General features: G+C 67.7%; 22 protein-coding genes and 2 pseudogenes. 12 read left to right on the forward strand and 12 right to left on the reverse strand.

All coding sequences use genetic code 11. The annotated features are described in order from the left end of the window. Window positions 1–881 (forward strand): annotated as a pseudogene (locus A5678_RS27660) (serine/threonine protein kinase); the annotation flags it as partial. Window positions 882–1,047: 166 nt separating this feature from the next. Here the strand turns inward: A5678_RS27660 and aspS are convergent. Beyond that, complete coding sequence (gene aspS / locus A5678_RS21615; protein ID WP_156747026.1) at window positions 1,048–2,829, reverse strand: aspartate--tRNA ligase; 1,782 nt, start codon at window positions 2,827–2,829, stop codon at window positions 1,048–1,050. Between the two features lie 57 nt (window positions 2,830–2,886). On the opposite strand from aspS, the gene A5678_RS21620 reads away from it, so the two are divergent. Genes A5678_RS21620 through A5678_RS21630 form a run of 3 tightly spaced genes read left to right on the forward strand, consistent with a single transcriptional unit; the run spans window position 2,887 to window position 5,172 of the window. Further along, window positions 2,887–3,774 (forward strand): oxidoreductase, encoded by an 888-nt coding sequence (locus A5678_RS21620; RefSeq protein ID WP_197502218.1) that lies wholly within the window; start codon window positions 2,887–2,889, stop codon window positions 3,772–3,774. A gap of 9 nt (window positions 3,775–3,783) precedes the next feature. Next, the gene (locus A5678_RS21625; RefSeq protein WP_068046537.1) at window positions 3,784–4,287 is read left to right on the forward strand and encodes an SRPBCC family protein; all 504 of its coding nucleotides are present in this window, start codon (window positions 3,784–3,786) and stop codon (window positions 4,285–4,287) included. Between the two features lie 9 nt (window positions 4,288–4,296). After that, window positions 4,297–5,172 carry a neutral zinc metallopeptidase gene (locus A5678_RS21630; RefSeq protein WP_068046541.1) on the forward strand — a complete coding sequence of 292 codons (876 nt, stop codon included), beginning with the start codon at window positions 4,297–4,299 and terminating at the stop codon, window positions 5,170–5,172. Between the two features lie 19 nt (window positions 5,173–5,191). Here the strand turns inward: A5678_RS21630 and A5678_RS21635 are convergent, their stop codons facing one another. Both A5678_RS21635 and A5678_RS21640 read right to left on the reverse strand, forming a co-directional pair. Then, complete coding sequence (locus A5678_RS21635) at window positions 5,192–6,061, reverse strand: dihydrodipicolinate synthase family protein (protein WP_068046544.1); 870 nt, start codon at window positions 6,059–6,061, stop codon at window positions 5,192–5,194. A 33-nt stretch (window positions 6,062–6,094) separates the two neighbouring features. Further along, on the reverse strand, window positions 6,095–6,880 hold the full coding sequence (locus A5678_RS21640) for an aldolase (RefSeq protein ID WP_068046548.1): 786 nt from the start codon (window positions 6,878–6,880) through the stop codon (window positions 6,095–6,097). Between the two features lie 51 nt (window positions 6,881–6,931). On the opposite strand from A5678_RS21640, the gene A5678_RS21645 reads away from it, so the two are divergent. Both A5678_RS21645 and A5678_RS21650 read left to right on the forward strand, forming a co-directional pair. Continuing rightward, the gene (locus A5678_RS21645; protein ID WP_068046551.1) at window positions 6,932–7,465 is read left to right on the forward strand and encodes a helix-turn-helix domain-containing protein; all 534 of its coding nucleotides are present in this window, start codon (window positions 6,932–6,934) and stop codon (window positions 7,463–7,465) included. 72 nt (window positions 7,466–7,537) lie between these two features. Then, the gene (locus A5678_RS21650; protein WP_068046554.1) at window positions 7,538–9,151 is read left to right on the forward strand and encodes an MFS transporter; all 1,614 of its coding nucleotides are present in this window, start codon (window positions 7,538–7,540) and stop codon (window positions 9,149–9,151) included. A gap of 62 nt (window positions 9,152–9,213) precedes the next feature. On the opposite strand, the gene A5678_RS21655 is transcribed toward A5678_RS21650, so the two are convergent. Next, window positions 9,214–9,657 (reverse strand): hypothetical protein, encoded by a 444-nt coding sequence (locus A5678_RS21655; RefSeq protein ID WP_068046558.1) that lies wholly within the window; start codon window positions 9,655–9,657, stop codon window positions 9,214–9,216. A gap of 117 nt (window positions 9,658–9,774) precedes the next feature. Between A5678_RS21655 and A5678_RS21660 the strand changes: the two genes are divergently transcribed. Further along, on the forward strand, window positions 9,775–11,370 hold the full coding sequence (locus tag A5678_RS21660) for a metallophosphoesterase family protein (protein ID WP_068046561.1): 1,596 nt from the start codon (window positions 9,775–9,777) through the stop codon (window positions 11,368–11,370). 1 nt (window position 11,371) lies between these two features. Here A5678_RS21660 and A5678_RS21665 read toward each other — a convergent pair whose 3' ends face one another. Continuing rightward, window positions 11,372–12,403: an Rv2578c family radical SAM protein gene (locus A5678_RS21665; protein ID WP_068046564.1), complete on the reverse strand. Its 1,032-nt coding sequence runs from the start codon at window positions 12,401–12,403 to the stop codon at window positions 11,372–11,374. Window positions 12,404–12,553: 150 nt separating this feature from the next. Here A5678_RS21665 and A5678_RS21670 point away from each other — a divergent pair, with 150 nt between their 5' ends. Together A5678_RS21670 and A5678_RS21675 are read left to right on the forward strand one after the other, a co-directional pair. Continuing rightward, window positions 12,554–13,039 carry a polyketide cyclase gene (locus A5678_RS21670; RefSeq protein WP_068046567.1) on the forward strand — a complete coding sequence of 162 codons (486 nt, stop codon included), beginning with the start codon at window positions 12,554–12,556 and terminating at the stop codon, window positions 13,037–13,039. Between the two features lie 96 nt (window positions 13,040–13,135). Further along, window positions 13,136–13,360, forward strand: a complete 225-nt coding sequence (locus tag A5678_RS21675) for a deoxyribodipyrimidine photolyase (protein WP_068046570.1) — start codon at window positions 13,136–13,138, stop codon at window positions 13,358–13,360. A gap of 26 nt (window positions 13,361–13,386) precedes the next feature. On the opposite strand, the gene hisS is transcribed toward A5678_RS21675, so the two are convergent. Continuing rightward, window positions 13,387–14,649 carry a histidine--tRNA ligase gene (gene hisS / locus A5678_RS21680; RefSeq protein ID WP_068046573.1) on the reverse strand — a complete coding sequence of 421 codons (1,263 nt, stop codon included), beginning with the start codon at window positions 14,647–14,649 and terminating at the stop codon, window positions 13,387–13,389. Next, entirely contained in the window at window positions 14,646–15,308 is a 663-nt protein-coding gene (locus tag A5678_RS21685; protein WP_068046576.1) for an MBL fold metallo-hydrolase, read from the reverse strand. Before A5678_RS21685 ends, hisS begins: the two co-directional genes overlap by 4 nt. Before the next feature lie 117 nt (window positions 15,309–15,425). Between A5678_RS21685 and A5678_RS21690 the strand changes: the two genes are divergently transcribed. From A5678_RS21690 to A5678_RS28060, 3 genes and pseudogenes are all read left to right on the forward strand, one after another. Continuing rightward, the gene (locus tag A5678_RS21690; protein WP_068046580.1) at window positions 15,426–16,325 is read left to right on the forward strand and encodes a peptidylprolyl isomerase; all 900 of its coding nucleotides are present in this window, start codon (window positions 15,426–15,428) and stop codon (window positions 16,323–16,325) included. A 117-nt stretch (window positions 16,326–16,442) separates the two neighbouring features. Beyond that, window positions 16,443–17,198: pseudogene (locus tag A5678_RS28055) on the forward strand (serine/threonine-protein kinase); the annotation flags it as partial. 246 nt (window positions 17,199–17,444) lie between these two features. Continuing rightward, the gene (locus A5678_RS28060; protein WP_068046596.1) at window positions 17,445–18,302 is read left to right on the forward strand and encodes a peptidylprolyl isomerase; all 858 of its coding nucleotides are present in this window, start codon (window positions 17,445–17,447) and stop codon (window positions 18,300–18,302) included. A gap of 84 nt (window positions 18,303–18,386) precedes the next feature. Here the strand turns inward: A5678_RS28060 and A5678_RS21705 are convergent, their stop codons facing one another. The 5 genes from A5678_RS21705 to secD form a co-directional block, all read right to left on the reverse strand. Continuing rightward, window positions 18,387–20,777, reverse strand: coding sequence for a bifunctional (p)ppGpp synthetase/guanosine-3',5'-bis(diphosphate) 3'-pyrophosphohydrolase (locus A5678_RS21705; RefSeq protein WP_068046599.1), 2,391 nt, complete (start codon window positions 20,775–20,777; stop codon window positions 18,387–18,389). 43 nt (window positions 20,778–20,820) lie between these two features. Beyond that, entirely contained in the window at window positions 20,821–21,378 is a 558-nt protein-coding gene (locus tag A5678_RS21710) for an adenine phosphoribosyltransferase (RefSeq protein ID WP_068046583.1), read from the reverse strand. After that, window positions 21,360–23,009, reverse strand: a complete 1,650-nt coding sequence (locus A5678_RS21715; protein WP_068046586.1) for an ABC transporter substrate-binding protein — start codon at window positions 23,007–23,009, stop codon at window positions 21,360–21,362. The genes A5678_RS21710 and A5678_RS21715 overlap by 19 nt, the downstream gene beginning before the upstream one ends. Window positions 23,010–23,014: 5 nt before the next feature. Further along, window positions 23,015–24,304: a protein translocase subunit SecF gene (gene secF / locus A5678_RS21720; protein WP_068046602.1), complete on the reverse strand. Its 1,290-nt coding sequence runs from the start codon at window positions 24,302–24,304 to the stop codon at window positions 23,015–23,017. Window positions 24,305–24,308: 4 nt separating this feature from the next. Beyond that, window positions 24,309–25,039 (reverse strand): protein translocase subunit SecD (gene secD / locus A5678_RS21725; RefSeq protein ID WP_068046589.1); only part of this gene is annotated, 731 nt, incomplete at its 5' end.

Here is a 25,039-nt window from a genome sequence, read left to right on the forward strand (position 1 = left end):
CGCTGCTCGCGATCGCGGTACTCATCGCGGGCGGTGTCTTCGCCGCCGTCAACGCCTCCCACCACCACAAGGCGACCGCCGCGTTCACCGGTATCTACACCGCCAACTTCGACCCGGAGACCACTGTCGAGGGGAAACCGTTCGAGGGTGCGGTGCCGAAGACGGAAACCTGGGGCCTGCGCTCGGTGTGCCGCCCGGGCGGGTGCGTGGCCACCGCGGCACGCCGAAACGGCGACACCCTGGACGTGTCGACGTTGGTGTTCGACGAGGTCGGCGGGCGCTGGCTGGCCGTCGGCCTCGGCTCCGGAACCTGCCACAACGCTCCCGCCGAACGCTGGGAGGTGTTCACGCTGCAACCCCAGCCTGACGGCAGCCTGTCCGGCGACTACAGCTCGACGGCCAGCACTCAGTGCGGAAACAAGCGGGCCGTGAGCTTCACCCGCACCGGCGACGTCGACGTCACCAGCCTGCCCGACCCGGCCGGCCAGCCGCCGCGGGTGGTGTCGCCGGCCGAAGCGCTGCACGGCCACTACCACCTGACGAGAATTTTCGCGGACGGGAGCCGACAACAGGACTACGACTTCGCGGTCCGCACGGACTGTCTGCGCAGCGGCGATCGGTGCATGAGCTATTTCCACAACCCCGACGCCACTGTGCCGCTGGTGTTCGCCGGCGCGGCGTGGAGCGAGGACCTCGAGTGGGACAATCCGTGTCCGGGCGGCGGCACGGGGCACACGAAAATCACCTCGGCGTATCCGCTGCCGCGGCCATCGCAAGATCCGATCACGGCGCTGACCGGGTACGGCCACCAGGAACAGACCGGCGCCTGCGATGTCAAGGGCACCGATTTCAACCACAAGTTTGCGCGCACCGGCGACTAGAGGGCGGGCCATCACCGTTCCGGATTTCTACCGAGCAACCCGCTCTACCTGCCGTACAAAACGGCCCGTCTGCGGCCCTGGCCGAGACCGTAGGTGCAGCGCGGGCTCCTGCGGACCGGCTGCGGACCACAAGCACCTGAACGCGCCGTCTGCGCAAGTCAGGGCGTTAGCCGGGCTCCGGCTTGGCGTCTATTCCGGACTCCTTGCGCTGCTGGGCGGTGATCGGCGCGGGCGCATCGGTGAGCGGGTCGACGCCGCCGCCGGTCTTCGGGAACGCGATCACCTCGCGGATCGAGTCCACCCGCGACAGCAGCGCGTTGATGCGGTCCCAGCCGAAGGCGATCCCGCCGTGTGGCGGCGCGCCAAAGGTGAATGCCTCCAACAGGAATCCGAACTTTTCCTCCGCCTCGGCCCGGTCCAGGCCCATCACGGCGAACACCCGTTCCTGGATGTCGCGGCGATGGATACGGATCGAGCCTCCGCCGATCTCGTTGCCGTTGCAGACGATGTCGTAGGCGTCGGCCAGCACGCGGCCGGGGTCGGTGTCGACCACGTCCTCGTACTCGGGTTTGGGTGAGGTGAACGCGTGATGCACCGCGGTCCAGGCGCCGGAGCCGACGGCCACGTCACCGGCCGCGGTCGCCTCGTCGGCGGGCTCGAACAGCGGCGGGTCCACCACCCAGACGAACGCCCACGCATCCGGGTCGATCATGTCCAACCGGCTGGCGATTTCCCCGCGGGCGGCGCCCAACAAGGCGCGCGACGACTTCGGCGGCCCGGCCGAGAAGAAGATGCAGTCCCCCGGCTTCGCCCCGACGTGCGCGGCCAACCCGTCCCGTTCGGTGTCGCTGAGGTTCTTGGCCACCGGGCCGCCGAGCGCGCCCCCGGAAGACTCGTCACCGACCAGCACGTAGGCCAGCCCGCGGTGCCCGCGCTGCTTGGCCCACTCCTGCCAGCCGTCCAGCGTGCGCCGCGGCTGCGAAGCCCCGCCCGGCATCACCACCGCACCGACGTACGGCGCCTGGAAAACGCGAAATGTGGTGCTGGAGAAGAACTCTGTGCACTCGACAAGCTCCAGACCGAACCGCATGTCCGGTTTGTCGGAGCCGAACCGTCGCATCGCGTCCGCGTAGGTGATCCGCGGGATCGGCGTTGGGACCCGGTATCCGATCAACGCCCAGAGCGCGGTCAGGATCTCCTCGGAGATCGCGATGATGTCCTCGGCATCGACGAAGCTCATCTCCATGTCGAGCTGGGTGAACTCGGGCTGACGGTCGGCGCGGAAATCCTCGTCGCGGTAGCAGCGGGCGATCTGGTAGTAGCGCTCCATCCCGGCCACCATCAGCAACTGCTTGAACAACTGCGGGCTCTGCGGCAGCGCATAGAACGAGCCGGGGTGCAGCCTGGCCGGCACCAGGAAGTCGCGCGCGCCTTCGGGCGTCGAGCGAGTGATCGTCGGCGTCTCGATCTCGACGAACTCGTGGCGCGCCAGCACCGCACGGGCGGCGGCGTTCACGTTGGAGCGCAGGCGAAGTGCCGCGGCAGGTCCGTCGCGGCGCAGGTCGAGGTAGCGGTACTTCAGCCGCAGCTCTTCGCCGGCGGGCTCGTCGAGCTGGAACGGCAGCGGCGCGCTGTCGCCGAGCACGGTCAGGGCGGCGGCGTTGACCTCAATGTCGCCGGTGGCGATCTCGGGATTGGCGTTGCCCTCCGGGCGGATCTCGACGACACCGGTCACCGCGACGCAGAACTCGGCGCGCAACCGGTGCGCCTGGGCCAGCACCTCCGCGTTGCGAAACACCACCTGCGCAATACCGGAGGCGTCGCGCAGGTCGATGAAGATGACGCCGCCGTGGTCGCGGCGGCGAGCCACCCAGCCCGCGAGCGTCACCTGCTGCCCGGCGTCGCTGCTTCTCAGCGAACCGGCGGCATGGCTGCGCAGCACAAACACTCCTCTTTCAGCGGGCTTTGGACGAGTGACCAGTCTAGAGGAGGTACTTTCGGACCTATTGCCACCACCATCGCACTAGTCGGACCCGGCGCCGTCGGCACGACGATCGCCGCGCTGCTGCACAAGGCCGGGCACGCGGTGCAGGTGTGCGGCCGCACTCCCCGCGACAGCATCGAATTGCGGCCCGACGGCGCGGATCCGATCGTGGTGCCCGGTCCGGTGCATACCGATCCCGACGAGGCCGGCGGCCCCGTCGACGTGGTGGTGTTGGCGGTCAAGGCCACCCAGAACGACGCCGCCGCCGGGTGGCTGGCCCGCCTCTGCGGCCCGCACACGATCGTGGCCGTGCTGCAGAACGGTGTGGAGCAGGTCGAGCAGGTGCAGCCGCATTGCCCGTCGTCGCCGGTGGTCCCCGGGATCGTGTGGTATTCGGCCGAGACGCAGCCCGAAGGATGGGTCCGGCTGCGCACCGAGGCCGCCCTGGTGTTGCCCAGCGGACCGTCGCCGGAGACGCTCGCCGAGCTGCTGCGCGGCGCCGGATGCCGCGTCGAGTGCGACCCCGACTTCATCACCGCGGCCTGGCGCAAGCTGCTCACCAACGCGCTGGCCGGGTTCATGGCACTGTCCGGGCGGCGGTCCGGCATGTTTCGCCGCGACGACGTCACCGAACTGTCGCGCCGGTACGTAGCCGAATGCCTGGCCGTCGCGCGGGCCGAGGGCGCCCGGCTGCCCGACGGCATCGTGGACGAGCTGGCCGAGATGTTCCGTCACGTACCCGAGGACATGAGCACCTCGATCCTGGCCGACCGGGAGAATCACCGGCGAATGGAATGGGACATCCGCAACGGGGTGATCATCCGCAAAGCGCGCGCTCACGGCCTGCCGACGCCGATCAGCGACGTGGTGGTGCCGTTACTGGCCGCGGCGAGCGACGGCCCCGGCTAGATTAATTCCATGTTCCCCTGCGAGCACGTCGACCTGAGCTTCATCGACAGCGCGCCTTTCGTGTTCCGCAACAGCGTCGACCTCGCGATCACGCCCGAGCAGCTGTTCGAGGTGCTCGCCGACGCCGAGTCGTGGCCGCGCTGGGCGAGCGTGATCACCAAGGTGACTTGGACCAGTCCCGAGCCGCGCGGCGTGGGCACCACCCGCGTCGTCGAGATGCGCGGCGGGATGGTCGGCAACGAGGAGTTCCTGGCCTGGGAGCCGTTCAGCCACATGGCTTTTCGGTTCAATGAGTGCTCGACGCAGGCCGTCGCCGCGTTCGCCGAGGATTACCGGGTCGAGGTCATCCCGGGCGGTTGCCGGTTGACGTGGACCATGGCGCAGAAGCCCGCGGGCCCGGCCCGGCTGGCGATGTACGTGGTGGGGCCGCTGCTGAATCTGGGGCTCCGCCGATTCCTGCGCAACCTGCGCAGCTACACCGACGCCCGATACTCCGCGACCCAGCAACACTAGGAGCGTGCCATGAGCTTCAACGAGGGAATGCAGATCGACACCAGCACCGCGTCCTCGTCGGGTGGGGGCGGCATGGGGATGGCGATCGGGGGCGGCGGCCTGGGCCTGCTCATCCTGGTCGGGGCGCTGCTACTGGGCGTGGATCCGGGGCGCGTGCTGAACCAGCAGGGGAACACCAGCGGCTACTCGGCGCCCGGATTCGACCTGAGCCAGTGCAAGACCGGGGCCGACGCCAACAAGTACGTGCAGTGCCGCGTGGTCGCCACCGGCAACTCCGTGGACGCGGTGTGGAAACAGCTGATGCGGGGCTACAGCCGCCCGCACGTGCGGCTGTTCAGCGGTTCGGTGGACACCGGCTGTGGGCCGGCCACCACCGCGGTGGGGCCGTTCTACTGCCCGGTGGACCAGACCGCGTATTTCGACACCGACTTCTTTCAGGAGCTCGTCGACAAATTCGGTTCCAGCGGTGGACCGTTCGCGCAGGAGTACGTGGTCGCCCACGAATACGGCCACCACGTGCAGCAACTGCAGGGCGTCCTGGGCCGCTCCCAGCAGGGGGCGAAGGGCGCCGGCGGCAACGGCGTGCGCACGGAATTACAGGCGGACTGCTACGCGGGCATCTGGGCGCACTACGCGTCGACCGTCAAGCAGGAGAGCACCGGCGTGCCCTACCTGCAGCCCTTGAGCGACCAGGACATCCAGGACGCCCTCTCGGCCGCGGCGTCGGTGGGCGACGACCGCATCCAGAAGGAAGCGACCGGACGGGTCAACCCCGAGTCGTGGACGCACGGTTCGTCGGAGCAGCGGCAGCATTGGTTCACCGTGGGCTACCAGACGGGCGACCCGAAGCAGTGCGACACCTTCTCCGCCCCGAATTTGGGCTAGCCCCAACGGCGGCGGCGAGCTAGCCGGCGAGCAGTTCCTTCAGCTCGGCGCGGCCCTCCTCGTCGAGCGGCAGCAGCGGCGGACGCGGGTCGCCGACCGGAAAGTCCAGCAGGTCCAGGCCGGCCTTGACGGTGGTGGCCAGTCCCCCGGCGACGATGAACTGCAGCAGCGGCTTGAGGTCGTCGTAGAGGGCCTGAGCCTTGTCCAGGTCGCCCGCGCGCACCGCCTCGTACAGGTCGATGCAGGGCTGTGGCCGCAGATTCGGTGCGGCCGTGCACCATCCGGAGGCGCCGGCTTTGAGGGCCTCGAGCACCAGCGGGTTGCTGCCGTTGTAGAACGGCAGCCGGCCGCCGGACAGCTCGTCGAGGCGCCGCATCCGGGTCAGGTCGCCGGTGGATTCCTTGACCATGGTGACGTTGTCGATGGTCTCGAACATGCGGACCAGCAGTTCGGGGGGCATGTCGACGCCGCTGGTGGCCGGGTTGTTGTACGCCATGATCGGGATGGAGATGGCGTCGCCGATGCTGCGGTAGTGCTGGACGATCTCGCGCTCGCTGAGCTTCCAGTAGGACACCGGCAGGACCATCACCGCATCGGCGCCGGCCCGCTGGGCGTATTGGGCACGCCGAATGGTCTTGGCGGTGGTCACATCTGAGACGCCGACGATCACCGGTACCCGGCGGTCGACCGTGGCGATGGTGGTGTCGACCACGGCGTCGAATTCGGGTTCGTCAAGATAAGCCAGTTCGCCCGTGCTCCCCAGCGGCGCGATCGCGTGGACGCCGGAGGAGACCAGCCGATCGACCAGCGCGGCCAGCCGTGCGGTATTGATGCCTTCGCCGGCGAACGGGGTCACCGGATAGGCGATGATGCCGTGGATGTCGGGCACGGGCGAACTCCTCGAATATCGTTGGGCAGGGCCTTAATCGGTGAGCACATCCGGATGCCGGGTCAGGGCCCGCCGGGCGTAGTAGGCGAAGTTGGCGCGGCTGCGCTGGGGCGACAGCGTCCAGTCGTGGGCCTCGCGGGCCAGTGTCTCGGGCAGCTCTTTGACGGTGCCGGCGGCCATGGCGGCCAGCTGCAACTTGGCGGCGCGCTCGATCAGCACGGACAACGAACACGCTTCTTCGATGCTGGCGCCGGCCACCACCTGGCCGTGGTGCGCCAGCAGCACCGCCTTCTTGTCGCCGAGGGCCGCGGTGATGATCTCCCCCTCCTCGTTGCCGACCGGCACACCCGGCCATTCGGCGAGGAAGGCGCAGTCGTCGTAGAGCGGCGTGGTGTCCATGTGGGAGACGACCAGCGGCACTTCCAGCATCGACAGCGCGGCCACGTGGAATGGGTGGGTGTGCACGATGCATTGCACGTCGGGCCGGGCGCGATAGATCCAGCTGTGAAAACGATTGGCGGGGTTGGGCATTCCATCACCATCGAGGACGTTGAGATCCTCGTCCACCAACAGCAGGTTGGCGTCGGTGATCTCGTCGAACCCGAGGCCAAGCCGCTGGGTGTAGTAGGTGCCGTCGGCGTCGGCCCGGGCGGTGATCTGCCCGGCCAGCCCCGAGTCGTGCCCGGCGTCGAACAACGCCCGACAGGTCAGCGCGAGCTTCTGCCGGGTGGTCAGCCGGGATTCGGCGAGGTTGGCCGTCAGCTGCTCGGCGGCGCGACGCATCAGTTCGGTCTTGGAGTCGGTGAACGTGCGGGCCATATGACACAATGTAACAGCATAGGAAACGTTGTGTCATCGGAGGCATGGTCAGTGACAGCACTGCTGCGCGCGGTCCGCACCCAACGCGGGCTCACCCTCGAGGCGCTGGCCGAACAGACCGGGTTGACCAAGAGCTACCTGTCCAAGATCGAACGCCGGCAGAGCACCCCGTCGATCGCGGTGGCCCTCAAGGTGGCCAAGGCTCTCGACGTCGACGTGGGGCGGTTGTTCTCCGACGAGGCGGCCCAGGAGAAGATCGCCGTCGACCGGGCGTCCGAGGGCGCCGACGGTCAGCGCTATCGGGTGCTCGCGTCGCCGCTGCTCGGAAAGTCCATGTCGCCGTTCGTGGTTCACCCGACCGAAGGGCCGGCCGACGATCCGCACCCCGAGCATGGCGGACAGGAATTCATGTTCGTGCACGCCGGCCGTGTCGAACTCGATTACGGCGACCAGACATTCACGCTGGACGCCGGCGACAGCGCCTACTTCGACGCAACGGTCAGCCACACGATCCGAAGCGTCGGCGCCCAACCGGCCGAGGTCGTCGTCGTCGCGCACGAGCCCGGGGCCCGGACCCGGCTTTGACGCCGATCCGCCATGCACGCGTCGGGTGGGTGTCTTAGACTTCTACCCCGCCGCACGACGCGAAAGGCGTGAATGTCGGATATTACGCAGGAGCGCACCGACACTGCGGAGGTGTCGGTCTGGACGCCATTGCGCAATCAGGTTTTCCGCGCCTTGTTCATCGCGCAGTTCGTCTCCAACGTCGGTACCTGGATGCAAAGCGTGGCGGCGCAATGGTTTCTGGTGGAAGGTCACAGCAGCCCCACCATCGTGGCACTGGTCCAGACCGCGAGTCTGGGGCCGACGCTCCTGTTGGGATTGTTCGCCGGCGCGCTCGCCGACGTGTTCGACCAGCGGCGCTTGCTGATGGTCCTGCAGTCGTATGCGGTGGTGGTGGCGCTGGTGCTGGCGGGACTGACCTACTTCGGCCGCCTCACCCCGACGGCGCTGCTGCTGTTCACGTTGGCCATCGGCGCCGCCTCCGCGCTGACGGCGCCGGCCTGGCAGGCGATTCAGCCCGAGGTCGTTCCGCGCGAACAGATCACGGCCGCCGCGACGTTGGCCAGCGTCTCGGTGAACATCGCCCGAGTGGTCGGACCCGCCATCGGCGGCGTCGTGCTCGCGATGGTTGGTCCGGCGGCGGTCTTCGCGATCAACGCGATCTCGTTCGTGGGCATCATCATCGCCCTGGCGGCGTGGCGACGACCCAAACAGATCGCCCCCGTCGAACGAGAACACCTCGGCCAGGCGATCCTCACCGGGTTGGCCTACGCGGTCAACGGCCCGATCTTTCGCAGGATCCTGCTGCGCGCCGCCCTTTTCGTGTTCCCCGCCTCGGCCCTGTTGGCTCTCTTGCCGGTGATCGCCGACCGCACATGGCACTTGGGAGCCAGTGGCTACGGTGCGGCGCTTGGCGCCATCGGTTGTGGCGCGGTGCTTGCCGTCGCGGTCCCCGCGCCATTACGCCAGAAACTGCCGCCCAACTCGCTACTGGCGGCGTGCGCGGCCGCGTACGCCGCCGCCACGCTCGCGGTGGTACGGCTGCCGTTCGCCGTGTCGGTGCCCTTCCTGGTGTTGTCGGGGATGACCTGGCTGATCACCCTGACTACGCTGAACGCCGCGGCGCAGCTTCATCTGCCGCGCTGGGTCCGGGCCCGCGGGTTGGCGATGTACCTGCTGGTCTTCACGGGATCGCAGGCGGTCGGCGCGTATCTCTGGGGTCTGGTCGCCACGCGGGAAGGACTGGGCGTGGCGCTGACGTTGTCGGCGGTGTTGCTTGCCGTCACCGCCGTCAGCGTCGTCCCGCTCGGGTTGCGGGCGGAAACCGGGAAGCTCAGCCGCGACATTTCGCGGGCATGGCCGTCACCGATGGTCGTGTTCGAGCCGTGCCCGAACGACGGACCCGTGCTGGTGACGGTCCGCTACCGCGTCGTGACGGACACCCTCCAAGACTTCGTCGCGGCGATGAGCGCGGTCAGGCGCTCGCGGTTGCGAACAGGAGGCCATAGCTGGGGGCTGTATCACAGCCTCGAACATCCCGACACGGTCTTGGAGAGGTTCACCGTGCCGTCATGGACCGAATTCAGCCGGCAACACACCGAACGCTGGTTGGAGTCCGACCACGACGGCGTGACGAAGGCGGTGAGCTACACCGTCGACAACACCCGGCGGCACGAGTACTACCTCGCGTTGCGGGTGCGCCGATGAGCCGCGTCGACGGCCCGGTGTTCGCTACCGGCGAATCTCGGGCCGGGTGACCGGTCGCTTGACTACCAGGGCCGCGTCGAACAGGTGACCCCGGTGGTGGCGCTTTGCGTCACCACGACCTGGCCGTCGACGGCGATCTGGCACTGAATCTGCGGAGTGTTCGACGAATCGCAGTCCGGCCAGTGACACCCGCCGCTCGCGTTCACGAACGCCCACTGATTCGGGTCGGCCAGGGTCGTGTTGTACACGAGCGGCTGCCCCGCGGTGAACGCCGTCTGCACGCTGTTCAAGTACTGCGACGAGTTGGCGTTGAAGGCCGCCTGGCTGGGCGGATCGCTGTTCATGTAGCGGACGTTGCCGGTGAGGTTGCCGGTCGCGGTGATGGTGTAGGTCACCTGGTGGCCGGCAGGGTCCGCAGATGAGGTCGCGGGCGTGACGGCCAGCGCTGCGGCTGCCGCAAACGTCGCCACCGCGACCCCCGTGGTCACTATTCGCACGTTCGTCATATCGAAAACGCTACCCAATTCGTTACGGGGTCACGCCCGGAAACGGCGGTCGGGTTTGCTGGAGCCCGGCGGGCGCCCGTTGCGCGGACGTTCACCCCGCTCGGGTATGAAGCAGGAGTGGTCAACGATCCCGCACACCCGGGCGGCCCTGAGCCCGCCCCCGGCATCAGCCGCCGCAGGTTGTTGACGACCAGCGCGGTCTCGGCCGCGCTCGGGGCGGGTGTGGGCGGCGGAGCGGCCCTGCTGTGGTCCCACCCCAGCGCGCCCGCCCTCTGGTATCAGCCGAGCCGCAACGGCGCTCCGCCGGTGACGGGACTGCACCTGCAATTCGGTCGGCATGCAGGCTCCGAGGTGGTGGTGTCCTGGCACACGGTGGACGCCGTCCGGAATCCGCGCGTCGTGTTCGGCACGCCGACGTCGGGCCCCGGGCACACGGTGGCGGCCGAAACCCGCACCTATCGCGACGCAAAGTCGAACACCGAGGTTCGCGTGAACCACGCCCGCCTGACGAACCTGACCCCGGACACCGACTACGTGTACGCGGCGGTGCACGACGGCGCGCAGCCGGAGATGGGCACCATCCGGACCGCCCCGTCGGAGCGAAAGCCCTTTCGCTTCACCAGCTTCGGCGATCAGTCCACGCCGACTCTGGAGAAGATGCCCGACGGCACGTACGGGACCGACAACATCGGATCGCCCGCGTCCGCCGACACCACCCTGGCGGTCGAGCGGATGGCGCCGCTGTTCAACCTCGTCAACGGCGACCTGTGCTATGCCAACCTCGCGCAAGATCGCATCCGCACCTGGTCGGCGTGGTTCGAGAACAACACGCGATCGGCGCGCTATCGGCCCTGGATGCCCGCGGCGGGCAACCACGAAAACGAATTGGGCAACGGCCCAATCGGTTACGGCGCCTATCAGGCGTACTTCGCGGTGCCCGATTCGGGATCCAGCCCCGAGACCCGCGGGTTGTGGTATTCGTTCACGGCCGGCTCGGTGCGGGTGATCAGCCTGAACAACGACGACGTGGCGTTTCAGGACGGCGGCAACTTCTATGTGCACGGCTACTCTGGCGGGGAGCAAAAGCGTTGGCTGGCGGCCGAACTCGCCGCCGCGCGGCGCGATTCGGACATCGATTGGATAGTCGTGTGCATGCACCAGACCGCGATCTCCACCGCGGACAAGGCCAACGGCGCCGACCTGGGGATCCGCGAGGAATGGCTCCCGTTGTTCGACGAGTACCAGGTCGACCTGGTGGTGTGCGGCCACGAACACCACTACGAGCGGTCGCACCCGGTGCGCGGCACGCTGCAGACCGACACCCGAACGCCGCTGCCGGTCGACACCCGCGGCGACGTCATCGACGCCACCAAGGGAACGGTGCACCTCGTCATCGGCGGCGGCGGCACGTCGGCGCCCACGAACGGGTTCTTCTTTCCCGAGCCGCGCTGCCGCGTGTTGACCGGAGTCGGCGCGTTCGATCCGGGGCTCGGGCGCAAGGCGCCGATCTACGTCCTGGAGGACGCACCGTGGTCCGCCTTCCGCGACCGGGACAACCCCTACGGCTTCGCGGCCTTCGAGGTGGACCCCGGTAACCCCGGCGGCAACACGTCGATCAAAGCCACGCACTACGCGCTGAGCGGACCGTTCGGCGCGGTCACCGAGGTGGACCGGTTCACGCTGACCAAGCCGCGCCGCGACAAACCGGCCTAGGTCAAAACAGCGTCGCCTGAAGGGGTTCCGGCTCCGCCTGCATCGCCGCGACGGGCTGGCGGAACGAGCGGTGCTCGCCACCCAGCCGGTACTTCGCGATCAGCGGCGCGGCCCGCCCCCGCAATACCTCGCGGTAGCCGGGCGGCAAATAGGCCCCGCGCCGGTACAACTCGCGATAGCGACCCACCAGCTCGGGATGCGATCGGGCCAGCCAGGACATGAACCAGCCGCGGGTCGAGCCGCGCAGGTGCAGGCCGAAAACCGTCACTCCGGTGGCACCCGCCGCCGCGATCTGACCGAGCAGTCGATCGAGGTGCTCTTTCGAGTCGGTCAGGTACGGCAGCACCGGCGCCACCATCACATGACAATCCAGGCCGGCTTCCCGGATCGCGGCGATCAGGCCCAGCCGCGCCTGCGGTGTGGGCGTGCCGGGCTCGACGTCGCGGTGCAGGTCGGCGTCACCGACCGCCAGCGACACCGCGACCGACAGCGGAACGTGGTGCGCCGCAGCGGCGATCAACGGCAGGTCGCGCCGCAGCAGCGTGCCCTTCGTGAGGATCGACAGCGGTGTGCCGGATTCGGCGAGCGCGGCGATGATGCCGGGCATCAGCGCGTAGCGCCCCTCCGCCCGCTGGTAAGGGTCGGTGTTGGTGCCCAGCGCGACGGTCTCGCGCCGCCACGACGGCCGGCGCAACTCGCGGCGCAGCACCTCGACGACGTTGGTCTTGACGATGACCTGGCTGTCGAAGTCGTTGCCGCTGTTGAAGTCCAGGTATTCGTGCGTCGGCCGGGCAAAGCAATAGCGGCAGGCGTGCGAGCAGCCGCGGTAGCCGTTGACGGTGTACCGGAAGGGCAGCGAGGAAGCGTCCGGCACCTTGTTGAGCGCGGACTTGCACAGCACCTCGTGAAAGGTGATGCCGTCGAACTGCGGGGCGCGGACGCTTCGGACAAAGCCGATCCGCTGAAGCCCCGGCAGCGCCCCGTCCTCGACGGGCTGCCCGTTGACCGCGACGGCCTGATCCGCCCAGCGCATAACCTATTCGAACATTAGTTCGACAACGAGTCAAGCATCGCGGCGGGCTCACCGGGCGTTGCGGCGAAACCGAGCGCCGGCGAGGGCGAATTCGCGGGTCGTAGAGTAAGCGGCGATCCCTGTCGTATCCACCCCGCCTGCGAGGCAGCTATGACCGAACGCATCGAAACTCAGCGCACCATCGCTTCACCGGCGCCGGACATCTTCGCCGTGCTGTGCGACCCGCAGGGGCACGTCGCGATCGACTCGTCGGGAATGCTTCAAAGCGCGGACGGCGAGCCGGTATGCGGTGTCGGCGACCGCTTCGTCGTGCACATGGATCGCGAGTCATTGAACGACTTTCCGCAATTCGGCAAGTACGACGTCACTGTCGACATCACAGAATTCGAACAGGATCGCCGGATCGCCTGGACCGTTCTGGGCCAAATTCAGCCACCTATCGGCCATGTCTACGGGTACCGGCTCCAGCCGAGCGAAGACGGCTCGGCGACGGTGGTTACCTCGTTCTACGACTGGTCGAACATCGACCCCAAGTGGCGGGAAGCCGGAATTTTCCCGATTCTGTCCGAGGGTGCGTTGCGGGCGACCTTGGGAATACTCGATCGTACGGTCCGGCGCGGTTATCCGCGCGGATAACTTTTCATTTTCCGGCAGCCGCCGATAACGCGGCTTGCGGTTTTATCGCGCATTCGGGTGGGTATGACCTGAGGGCCCCTCACGAAAGGACCTGTCATGTTGCACTCGGTGATTCTGGCGAGTTCGGACCCTGTCGCGGCCGGCTTTATCCTCCGCGGCATCAAGGGAATCTTTGTCGCAATCGGCAGCGTTATCGCCGCAATTATCTGCGCAATCATCGCAATGATGAAGGGCCGCAATCCGTTGGGTTGGGGAATTCTGGGGCTGTTCTTCTCTATCCTCACCTTGATCGTCGTTATCGTGATTCCGAGCAAAAAATAATACGACGACGATGCCCGCCGGGCGCGCTACCGGTCTAGTTTTGAGAGGACTTCGGCCACAACCGAATTCACGGGGACGGCCGCCTGATCCCCCGTGCTGAGATCCTTGACGCCGACCGTCCCGGCCTCGATATCGCGCTCGCCCAAGACCAGGGCGATGCGGGCGCCGGAACGGTCGGCCGCGCGCATGGCGCCCTTGAGGCCGCGGTCACCATAGGCCATGTCGACGCGAACGCCGGCGGCGCGCAGCTGCGCGGCCAGCACCGCCAACTGGAGCTTGGCCTGCTCGCTGAGCGGCACGCCGAAGACGTCGCAGCGGGTCGTCTCCCCCACGCTCTTGCCCTCGGCGCGCAGGGCCAACATTGTGCGGTCGATACCGAGCCCGAACCCGATGCCGGACAGGTCTTGTCCGCCGAGCTCGTGCATCAGGCCGTCGTAGCGGCCGCCGCCGCCGATCCCGGATTGCGCGCCCAGACCGTCGTGCACGAACTCGAAGGTGGTCTTGGTGTAGTAGTCCAGTCCGCGCACCATGCGCGGGTTGATGGCGTAGGGCACGCCGAGCGCATCCAGGTGGGCCAGCACGGTGTCGAAGTGCTGCTTGGCGACGTCGGACAGGTGGTCCAGCAACACCGGCGCGTCGGCCGTCATGGCCCGCACTGCCGGTCGCTTGTCGTCCAGCACCCGCAGCGGGTTGATCTCGGCGCGCCTGCGCGTCTCATCATCGAGATCGAGCCCAAAGAGGAAGTCCTGCAGAAGTTCTCGATACTGCGGGCGGCAGGTCTCGTCACCCAGCGAGGTGATCTCCAAACGGAACCCGTCCAGCCCAAGCGAGCGGAAGCCGGCGTCCGCGACGGCGATCACCTCGGCGTCCAGCGCCGGATCGTCGACGCCGATCGCCTCCACACCCACCTGCTGCAGCTGCCGGTAGCGGCCCGCCTGTGGCCGCTCGTAGCGGAAAAACGGCCCCGCATAACACAGTTTGACCGGCAACGCCCCGCGGTCCAGGCCGTGCTCGATCACCGCGCGCACCACCCCGGCGGTGCCCTCGGGCCGCAAGGTGACCGATCGGTCGCCGCGGTCGGCGAACGTGTACATCTCTTTGGAAACCACGTCGGTGGATTCGCCGACGCCGCGGGCGAACAGTGCGGTGTCTTCGAAGATGGGCAACTCGATGTGCCCATAGCCGGCCCGGCGCGCGGCGCCCAACAACCCGTCACGGACGGCCACGAATTGCGCGGAGTCCGGCGGGACGTAGTCCGGTACCCCCTTGGGCGCGTGGAACTCCGTCACGGGCTCAGGCCTTCGATGAATGGATTGAACCGCCGCTCGGCGCCGATGGTGGTGGCGTTGCCGTGGCCCGGCAGCACGACCGTCTGGTCGTCGAGCACCAGAAGTTTTTCCACGATCGAGGTCAGCAGGTCGCGGCCGCTGCCGCCGTGCAGGTCCGTGCGGCCCACCGAGCGTTCGAACAGGGTGTCGCCGGTGAACACCACATCCTTGTCGCCCGCCACCCGGAAGACCACCGACCCGCGCGTGTGCCCGGGGGTGTGGTCCACGTTGACGGTCACGCTGCCCAGGTCGAGCTTGTCGCCGTCGCGGTCCAGCTCGACCACCTGCTTGGGTTCGCGGAAGAAGGCACCCGCCACCAGCTGCGCCGCCCGCGGGCCCAGGCCGTAGATCGGGTCTTTCAGCATGAACCGGTCCTCGGGGTGAATGTAGGTCGGGCAGCCGTAGGTGTCGGACACCTTCTGCGCCGACCACATGTGGTCGATGTGCCCGTGCGTGAGCAACACCGCGGCCGGGGTCAGCCGGTTCTCGTCGAGAATGCGCCGCAGCGGGCCCATCGCCCGCTGGCCGGGATCCACGATGACGGCGTCCGCGCCCGGCCGCTCAGCCAGCACATAGCAGTTGCACTGCAACATGCCGGCGGGAAATCCGGTGATCAACACGGTTCCCAGTTTCCCACGGGCCCCACTTGACACCGGTCGCGACGCCCACATTAGCCTGAGCTGGCCACCGACGCCTTTTGCCGGGCACCCGACTTACCACCATGGAGGCATACGGCCGTGCCGACCAATGAACAGCGACGTGCCAACGCCAAGCGCAAGCTCGAACGACAGCTGGAGCGCCGCGCGAAGCAAGCCAAGCGGCGCCGGATCGCGTTGATCGCCGCCGGCTCGGCCGTGGCCGTGGCCGTGGTCGTCGCGGTGGTGCTCACGGTCATCAACACCAAGCACGAGCACAAGAGCAACACCGCGACGAGCAGCACCTCCGCCGCCCCCAGCAGCTCTCCGGAGTCCACGACGCCCGCCGGACCCACGCCGCCCGTTCCGCCGCTGCCGCCGTTCAAGCCGTCGGCCGATCTGGGCGCCAACTGCCAGTACCCTGCGTCGCCGCAACCGGCCGCCAAGGAGGTCAAGCCGCCGCGCACCGGCAAAGTGCCGACCGATCAGGCGACGGTGAGTATCAGCATGGTGACTAACCAAGGCAATGTTGGGCTGTTACTTGCAAATAATGAATCGCCTTGCACGGTCAATAGTTTCGTTAGCTTAGCCACGCAGGGGTTCTTCAACGACACCAAGTGCTTCCGCCTCACCACCTCTACGGACCTAGGCATCCTGCAGTGTGGTGATCCGAAGGGCGACAAGACGGGGGGTCCCGGCTACCAATTCGCCAACGAATATCCGACCGACCAGTACCCGCCAAACGACCCGAAGGCGCAAGAGCCCGTGTTGTACCCTCGCGGTACCGTTGCGATGGCTAACGCTGGGCCGGGCACAAACGGCAGCCAGTTCTTCCTGGTCTATAAAGACTCCCAGCTCCAGCCCCAGTACACCGTCTTCGGCAAGATCCAAGACGACGGGCTAGCTACCTTGGACAAGATCGCCAAAGCCGGCGTCGCCGGGGGCGGTGAGGAGGGCGCACCGGCCACCGAAGTCATCATTAAGTCGGTCCTACCGGATTAGGCGCGCTGACGCTTTTTGGCGAAAGTTTCCACCGGAATCCGTCGCGAGCGGCCGTTCCGACAGCATATGGTCGTTCGGGAATCGGGCTAAGAGGGCAGGCGGTGAGGAGATTCTTGAGTGCCAGCAACGTCCTTCGGCCGCTACCAACTTCTGGATCTGCTGGGCCGCGGCGGAATGGGCGAGGTCTACCGTGCCCATGACACGTCGACCCAGCGGATTGTGGCCATCAAACTCCTTCCCGCACATCTGGCCTCAGACCCTGAATTTCAGCGGCGATTTCGCCGCGAAGCGCGCGTAGCGGCAAGCCTCAACGACCCGCACGTCGTGCCCATCCACGGCTACGGCGAGATTGAAGGCCGGCTATACGTCGACATGCGCTTGGTGGAGGGTCGTGATCTTCACACGCTGATTACTGAAGAAGGCGGGCGATTCAGCGCCGAGCGTGCCGTCGAGATCATCACGCAAGTCGCGGCCGCGCTCGACAGCGCGCACCGTGCAGACTTGGTGCACCGTGATGTCAAACCCTCGAACATCCTGGTGACAGACGGCGACTTCGCCTACCTCATTGACTTCGGCATCGCCCGAGGCGCGACTGATACCGCAATGACCAGCACCGGGCACATGGTTGGCACGCTGGCCTATATGGCACCCGAGCGGTTCAGCGGTACAACCGACGCCCGTTCCGACATCTACGCGCTAGCCTGCGTGCTACACGAGTGCCTGACGGGACGACGTCCTTACGGCGGCGATAGCCTCGAACAACAGCTCGCCGGCCACCTGAGCGCTCCCCCACCTAAACCATCAAAAGCCCGGGCAGACATACCGGCGGCCTTCGACTCAGTTATCGCCCGGGGTTTGGCGAAGGATCCCAACGAGCGCTATCAAACCGGAGCCGAACTCGCCGCTGCGGCCCGAGCGGCCCTGACAAGCGCACCCCCAAGAACTGAATCCAAGGTGCCCGGGGAAGCCCCGACCCAAGCAGGGTCCGCTCCCGAGATGCCGACGTTCAAGGCAACAGCAGCACAGAGTTCAGCGACGAAAGCGCGGCGCCCGCCGCCCGAAGCGCCGTCACAGAGTCAGCAACGGCGCGCGGCAGCCAAGCTCAAGCTCGAAGAAGAGCTGCAGCGGCGCGCCGAACAAGCCCGACGGCGCCGATTATCGCTGCTGATATTCGGCGGCTTCGGTGTCGCGGCGGTCGCGATCCTCGCCGTAGTGCTCGTCGTCGCCACCTCCGAGTCGACCTCCCCTGGCGGCACTACAGCCGCACCGCCGACGACGTCCTCGCCCCCCACGGAATCCGCGGAGAGCACTACCGCGACGGCTCCGCAGACAGGGTCCATTCCGCCGCTGCCGGCGTTCAAGCCGTCGGCGGATCTGGGCGCCAACTGCCAATACCCTGCGTCGCCGCAACCGGCCGCCAAGGAGGTCAAGCCGCCGCGCACCGGCAAAGTGCCGACCGACCCGGCCCAGGTGAGCGCCAGCATGGTGACCAACCAGGGGCGCATCGGATTGATGCTCGCCAACAACGAATCACCTTGCACGGTAAACAGTTTCGCGAGCCTGATGGGCCAGAGATACTTCGACAACACCAAGTGCCACCGGCTGACCACTTCGCCCGACCTGGGCGTCCTGCAATGCGGCGACCCCAAGGGCGACGGCACCGGCGGCCCGGGCTACCAATTCGCCAACGAGTACCCGACGGACCAGTACCCGCCGAACGACCCGAAGGCGCAACAGCCCGTCCTCTACCCGCGCGGCACCCTGGCGATGGCCAACGCCGGTCCCGGGACCAATGGCAGCCAGTTCTTCATGGTGTACAAGGACTCCCAGCTGCCGCCCCAATACACGGTCTTCGGCACCATTCAGCCTGACGGGCTGGCCACGCTGGACAAGATCGCCAAAGCCGGCGTCGCCGGCGGCGGTGAGGATGGCGCACCGGCCTCCGAGGTCACCATCACCTCGCTGTTGCTCGACTAAAGGCAGGCAGCGCAACGCCACTTTCACCATCACTGGGTGCGCATCGGCTAGAACGCGCCGCAGCCGCCGCTGGGCCTTCAAGCCTCAGGCAGCTGACGTCACGCGGTAGACGTCGAAAACGCCTTCGACGTTGCGCACCACGTTGAGCAGATGCCCGAGGTGCTTCGGGTCACCCATCTCGAAGGTGAACCGGCTGATCGCCACGCGGTCATTGGAGGTGGTGACCGAAGCCGACAGAATGTTGACCTTCTCGTCGGCCAGCACCCGCGTGACGTCGGAGAGCAGCCGGTGCCGGTCGAGCGCCTCGACCTGGATGGCCACCAGGAACACCGACGACGGCGACGGCGCCCAGTGCACCTCGATGATGCGCTCGGACTGCTGCTGCAGCGACGCCGCATTGGTGCAGTCGGTGCGGTGCACGCTCACTCCGCCGCCGCGGGTGACGAAGCCCATGATCTGGTCGCCGGGTACCGGCGTGCAGCACTTGGCCAGCTTGGACAACACGCCCGGGGCGCCGGGGACCGAGACGCCCACGTCGTCGCTGCTGCGCGGGCGCCGCAGCATGGTGGTCGGTGTGGACCGCTCGGCGAGATCCTCTTCGGCCTGGTCGATCCCGCCGAGCTCGGCGAGCAGCCGTTGCACGACGTGGCGCGCCGACACATGGCCCTCGCCGATCGCGGTGTAGAGCGCCGACACGTCCGCGTAGTGCAGCTCGCGGGCCACCGCGCCCATGGATTCGGCGTTGACCAAGCGCTGCAACGGAAGTCCGCCGCGGCGCACCTCGCGGGCCATCGCCTCCTTGCCGGCCTCCAGCGCCTCCTCACGCCGCTCCTTGGCGAACCACTGCCGGATCTTCGCCTTGGCGCGCGGCGACACCACGAACTGCTGCCAATCCCGCGACGGGCCGGCGTTGGGCGCCTTCGACGTGAAAACCTCGACGACTTCCCCGTTTTCCAGCTTTCGTTCCAGCGCCACCAGCCGCCCGTTGACCCGGGCGCCGATGCAGCGGTGACCGACCTCGGTGTGCACGGCGTAGGCGAAGTCGATCGGCGTCGACCCGTTCGGCAGGGTGATCACATCGCCCTTGGGGGTGAACACGAAAATCTCTTGCACCGCAAGGTCGTAGCGCAGCGACTCCAGGAACTCGCCCGGGTCGGCGGCCTCCCGCTGCCAGTCGAGCAGTTGCCGCATCCAGGCCATGTCGTCGATCTCGGCGGCGGCGTGCGGATGCGGAAGGCCGTTGCGGCCCTTGGCTTCCTTATAGCGCCAGTGCGCGGCGATGCCGTACTCGGCGGTGCGGTGCATGTCCCGGGTGCGGATCTGCACCTCGAGCGGCTTGCCCTCCGGCCCGACGACGGTGGTGTGCAACGACTGGTAGACGCCGTATCTGGGCTGGGCGATGTAGTCCTTGAACCGCCCCGCCATCGGCTGCCACAACGAATGCACCACGCCTACAGCGGCATAGCAGTCGCGGATCTCGTCGCACAGGATCCGGATGCCGACCAGGTCGTGGATGTCGTCGAAGTCGCGGCCCTTGACGATCATCTTCTGGTAGATCGACCAGTAGTGCTTGGGCCGACCCTCCACCGTCGCCTTGATCTTGGAAGCGTTGAGCGTATTGGTGATCTCGGCGCGGACCTTGGCCAGGTAGGTGTCCCGCGAGGGCGCGCGGCCGGCGACCAGGCGGACGATCTCCTCGTACTTCTTCGGGTGCAAGATCGCGAAGGAGAGGTCCTCGAGCTCCCACTTGACGCTGGCCATACCCAATCGATGCGCAAGGGGCGCAATGACTTCCAGCGTCTCGCGGGCTTTGCGCGCCTGCTTCTCCGGCGGCAGGAAGCGCATGGTGCGCATGTTGTGCAGCCGGTCGGCGACCTTGATCACCAGCACCCGAGGGTCGCGGGCCATCGCGGTGATCATCTTGCGGATGGTCTCGCCCTCGGCGGCGGTGCCCAGCACCACCCGATCCAGCTTGGTCACACCGTCGACGAGGTGACCCACCTCCTCGCCGAACTCCTCGCTCAAAGCCTCCAGCGTGTAGCCGGTGTCCTCGATGGTGTCGTGCAACAGCGCGGCCACCAAAGTGGTGGTGTCCATGCCCAATTCGGCGAGGATGTTCGCGACGGCCAGGGGGTGGGTGATGTACGGATCACCGGAATGGCGCAACTGGGTGGCGTGCCGCTGGTCGGCGACCTCGAAGGCGCGCTGCAGCAACGACAGGTTGGCCTTCGGATAGATCTCCCGGTGCACCGCCACGAGCGGTTCCAGCACCGGGTTGAGCGTGGTGCGCTGGGCGGTCATCCGCCGGGCCAAGCGGGCCCGAACGCGGCGCGACGCGCTGCTCGGGGTTTTCAGCGACTCGGTCGGCGGATCCGGCGGCTCGGCCTGCGCCGTGACCGGCTCCCCGACCAGCAGGGCGTCGCCGACGTCGGTGGGCGCGTCAAGCGCCTGCGCCGCGCTCTTGTCGTCCGCCACGTTGGTCACCTCCGACCTCGAGGATATCGCGCGGTGGCCCGGGCTAGAGCCGAGTCAAGCTGTGCAGCGGCAACCCCGCTACGGCCTGACGACCCCCCAGCGCGGTCAATTCGAGGATCACCGCCGCCGCCATGACGGTGGCCCCGGTGCGTTCCAGCAACCGGATCGCCGCGGCGAGGCTGCCCCCGGTGGCCAGCACGTCGTCGATGATCACGACGTGGCGTCCGCGCAGGTCGATGCCGTCCGCGGGAATCTCCAGCGCGGCGCTGCCGTACTCCAGGTCGTAGTGCTCGGTGTACACCGGCGGCGGCAGCTTGCCGCCTTTGCGGATGGCCAGCACGCCGGTGCGCAGCCTGTCGGCGACGGCCGCGGCGGCCAGGAACCCGCGGGCGTCGATTCCGGCCACCAGGTCGGCGCCGGACGCGATCTCGGCCAGCGCGTCGGTGATCGCCGCCAACCCCTGCGGGTCGGCGAACAGCGGGGTGAGGTCCCTGAACTGCACCCCCGGCTTGGGGAAGTCGGACACCTCGCGCAGCAGCGACGCGATGACCTTGGTCACCGAGGCGCCGCCACCGACACTCGTCACTGGACCAGGGCCCATCGGTCCATGTTCCAGCCCGCGCCCCAGCGAGTGGGGTTCTTGCTCACGGCGTACATCTTCTTCGACATCAACAGCGTCCGTTGCTGCCGGTAGAGGGGCAAAGTGGGCATGTCGCCCCACAGTACCGGCGCCGCCTCCCCCAGCAGCCGGACGCGCTCGGCGGGGTCCTCCGACACCGCCAGGGCCCCGATCGCGCTGTCGATCTGCGGATTCGAGTAACCCGAGAGGTTGTTGCCGTTGCCGGTGTGCAGGTCGTAGGCGTCCATCGCCGACGATCCCGTGGACCCGCTACCGGCGGCCCCGCCGGTGCTGGCCAGGAGCACGTCGATCTTCCCGTCCCTGAGCGCTTGCGGCCCGGAGGCGTCCAGCGCGACGTTGACGACGGTGATGCCTGCCGCGGCACAGGATTTGCCGATCACCCCGACATTGACCGCGAGGCGCGCGTTGGGCCCCTGGTAGCCGATCCGCACTGTCATCGGCGCACCCCCGAGCGCGTCGCGAGCGGCGCCCGGGTCTGCCTTGCCGAACCGGCCGGCCTCGGCGGCACCGTCACCGGCGGTCACGGGGTCGTCGGCGGCCGGGTTCAGCCGTGAGTTCGCGATCGGCACCCCGGCGTCGCGCGCGAGCGTGTCGCGCGGCGTGCACAGCGCGAGCGCGCGCCGGGCCTTGGGCTGCGACAGCGGCCCCTGCGGCGCGAAGATCAGCTGCTCGATGCCGGCCGACGGCGAATCGGCGCGGTCGTAGTTGTCCGGGATGGTGAGCGTTCCCGAGGAGCCCGCCGCCACGTCGACCACGTCGACGCTGCGGTTGTTGACCCTGTCCTGGATGTCGGGCCCCTGAGGCCAGACGGTGATCCGCTTGGTGAGCGCTTTGGGGCCCCACCACCGGTCGTTGGCGACGAGCACCACCGCGCCGCCGTCGAGGATGCGCTCGATCTTGTATGGGCCGGACGACGGGAAGTGTTTGAGGTCCACCCCGGGCTTGAGGTCCCAAATGGTGTTCCACAGCTTGGCGATCTGCTGCACAAGCTGGGCGTTATTGCTCAGCAGGGCCGCGGTCACGTCGACGTGCAGCTGGTCGGCGATGACGTGCGACGGCATCAGCGTCGTGGCGGTGAACAGCTGGTTGTAGTCGACGATGCTGCGGTCCGGGATGAACGACACCCGGGCCTTCTTCTGCCCGGGCAGGCATTCGACGTTGGCGATGTCGAGGTAACCGGCCTGGGAGGCGGCGTTGAAGTCCGGATACCGGCCGGACTGGGCCGCCCAGGCCAGCACCAGATCGTCGCAGGTCACCGGCTTGCCGTCGGAGTAGACGGCGTTGTCGGCGATCTGGTAGTCGAGCACCAGCGGCGAACCGCTCACCACCGACACGGTGCCGAAGTCACGGTCGGCGACGGTCTGCCCGTCCGGGCCGTGATAACTGAAGCCGGCCAGCGTGCGGGCGAACGCCTGGGCCCCGGCCGACGCGGCGCCGACGACGGTATTGGTGTTGTAGGTGACCAGCGGGCCGTCGACCACATAGTCGATCTGGGAGGCCGTGCTGCCGGAGCACGCCGTCAGCGTGAACGCCGCCACGAGCATTGCGGCCAAACCGATAGCGCCCCCGGTGAGGCGATACCTGGTGGCCATGGCGACTACCGCCGGCCGGCGTTTCGCTTGCCGCTCGGACGCCGGGTCCCGGTCGGCCGCACCGGGCGCGCACCCGGCGCCGGCTTGCTCGGTGCGGGCTTGTCAGGCGGCGCGGAGGCGGTCGTGGTGGCCTCCGTCGACGCCGATTCGTCCTCGGTGGACTTCGCCTCCTCCGCGGGCTCGGGGCCGGCCTTACGGCGCCGCGAGACGCGGCGGGTGTGCGTGCGCACCAGTTCGGTGCGCTCGCGCAGCGTGACCAGCAGCGGCGTCGCGAAGAAGATCGAGGAGTAGGTGCCGACCAGGATGCCGACCAGCTGCACCAGCGCCAGGTCCTTCAGCGTGCCGACGCCCAGCAGCCACACCGCCACCACCATCAGCGCCAGGACCGGCAACACCCCGATGAGGCTGGTGTTGATGGAGCGCATGAACGTCTGGTTGATCGCGAGGTTCGCCTGCTCGGCGAAGGTGCGCCGGGTGGTGTGCTGGAACCCGTGGGTGTTCTCCTCGACCTTGTCGAACACGATGACCGTGTCGTAAAGGGAGAAACCGAGAATCGTCAGCAAACCGATGACGGTGGCCGGGGTGACTTCGAAACCGACCAGCGAGTACACCCCTGCGGTGACGGTCAGGTCGAAGACCATGGTCGTCAGCGCGGAGATGGCCATGTAGCGCTCGTATCGCACCGTGATGTACAGGCTGACCAACGCCAGGAACACCACCAGCGCGATCAGTGCCTTATCGGTGATCTGATCGCCCCAGGTCTCCGAGACCGCCGCGTCGCTGATGGCCTGCTTACTCGGTTTTCCGTCGGCGCCCTTGGGCTGGAACGCGTCGAACAGGGCGTTGCGCAGCGCGGATGTCTGGGCGTTGGACAGCGTTTCGGAGCGGATCTGCACGGTGGCCGAACCGCCGTTGCCGACGATCACCACCGACTCCGGGTCGCGGCCGATGGCCTTGCGGAAGACGTCGGACACTTGCGGCGTCTGCACCTGGCCCGCTGCGCCCGCGGCGGGCATCGACACCGTCGTGCCGCCGTTGAAGTCGATCCCGAAGGTGAAACCCCGCAGCAGGATGCTCAGTACGGCGACGGCGACGATCGCGCCGCTGATGCCGAACCACAACCGGCGACGTCCGATGACCTCGAAGGCGCCGGTGCCGGTGTAGAGGCGGGACAGGAAGCCGTGGCGCGGCGGCGCGGTGCCGCTGTCGGAGGTTGCCTCCACCGCGCCTTCGCTGGCTTCGGTGATCTCGGTCGCTTCGGCCGCGTCTGTTTGGGCCTTGCCTTTGGAGGCCATCACGCTATCCCCGTCCCGTCTTGACGTTCGACGAAGCCCGGCGCTCGCGGGCGACCTGCTGTATTGCGCCCAGGCCGTTGTATGCGGGTTTCGCCAACGTCGGCGACTTGGACGCCAGGTACACCAGCGGCCAGGTCACCAGGAACACCACCACGACGTCGAGGATCGTGGTGAGGCCCAACGTGAAGGCGAACCCCCTCACCTGGCCGATCGCCAGGGCGTACAGCACCGCGGCGGCCAGGAAGGTGACGGCGTTGCCCGACACGATCGTCTTGCGGGCCCGCACCCAGCCTCGGGGAACTGCCGATCTGAACGAACGGCCTTCGCGGATCTCGTCTTTGATGCGTTCGAAGAAGACCACGAACGAGTCCGCCGTGGTACCGATACCGATGATCAGACCCGCGATACCCGCAAGGTCCAGGGTGTAGTTGATCTGACGGCCCAGTATCACCAGGATCGCGAAAATCATTGCGCCGGCAGCGATTAGCGAAAGCGCCGTAAGCAGGCCCAGCACCCGGTAATACAGCAGCGAATAGAGCAGCACCAGAACCAGGCCGATCGCTCCCGCGATCAGCCCCGCCCGCAGAGAGGTCAATCCCAATGTCGCCGAGACGGTTTGGGCCTCCGAAGCTTCGAACGACAGCGGCAGCGAACCGTATTTGAGGACGTTGGCCAGCTGCTTGGCAGTTGCGGCGGTGAACGGCGGGTCGCCGCCGGTGATCTGGGTCCGGCCGC

This window comes from Mycobacterium sp. E2733 (assembly GCF_001667585.1).
Lineage (GTDB): Bacteria > Actinomycetota > Actinomycetes > Mycobacteriales > Mycobacteriaceae > Mycobacterium.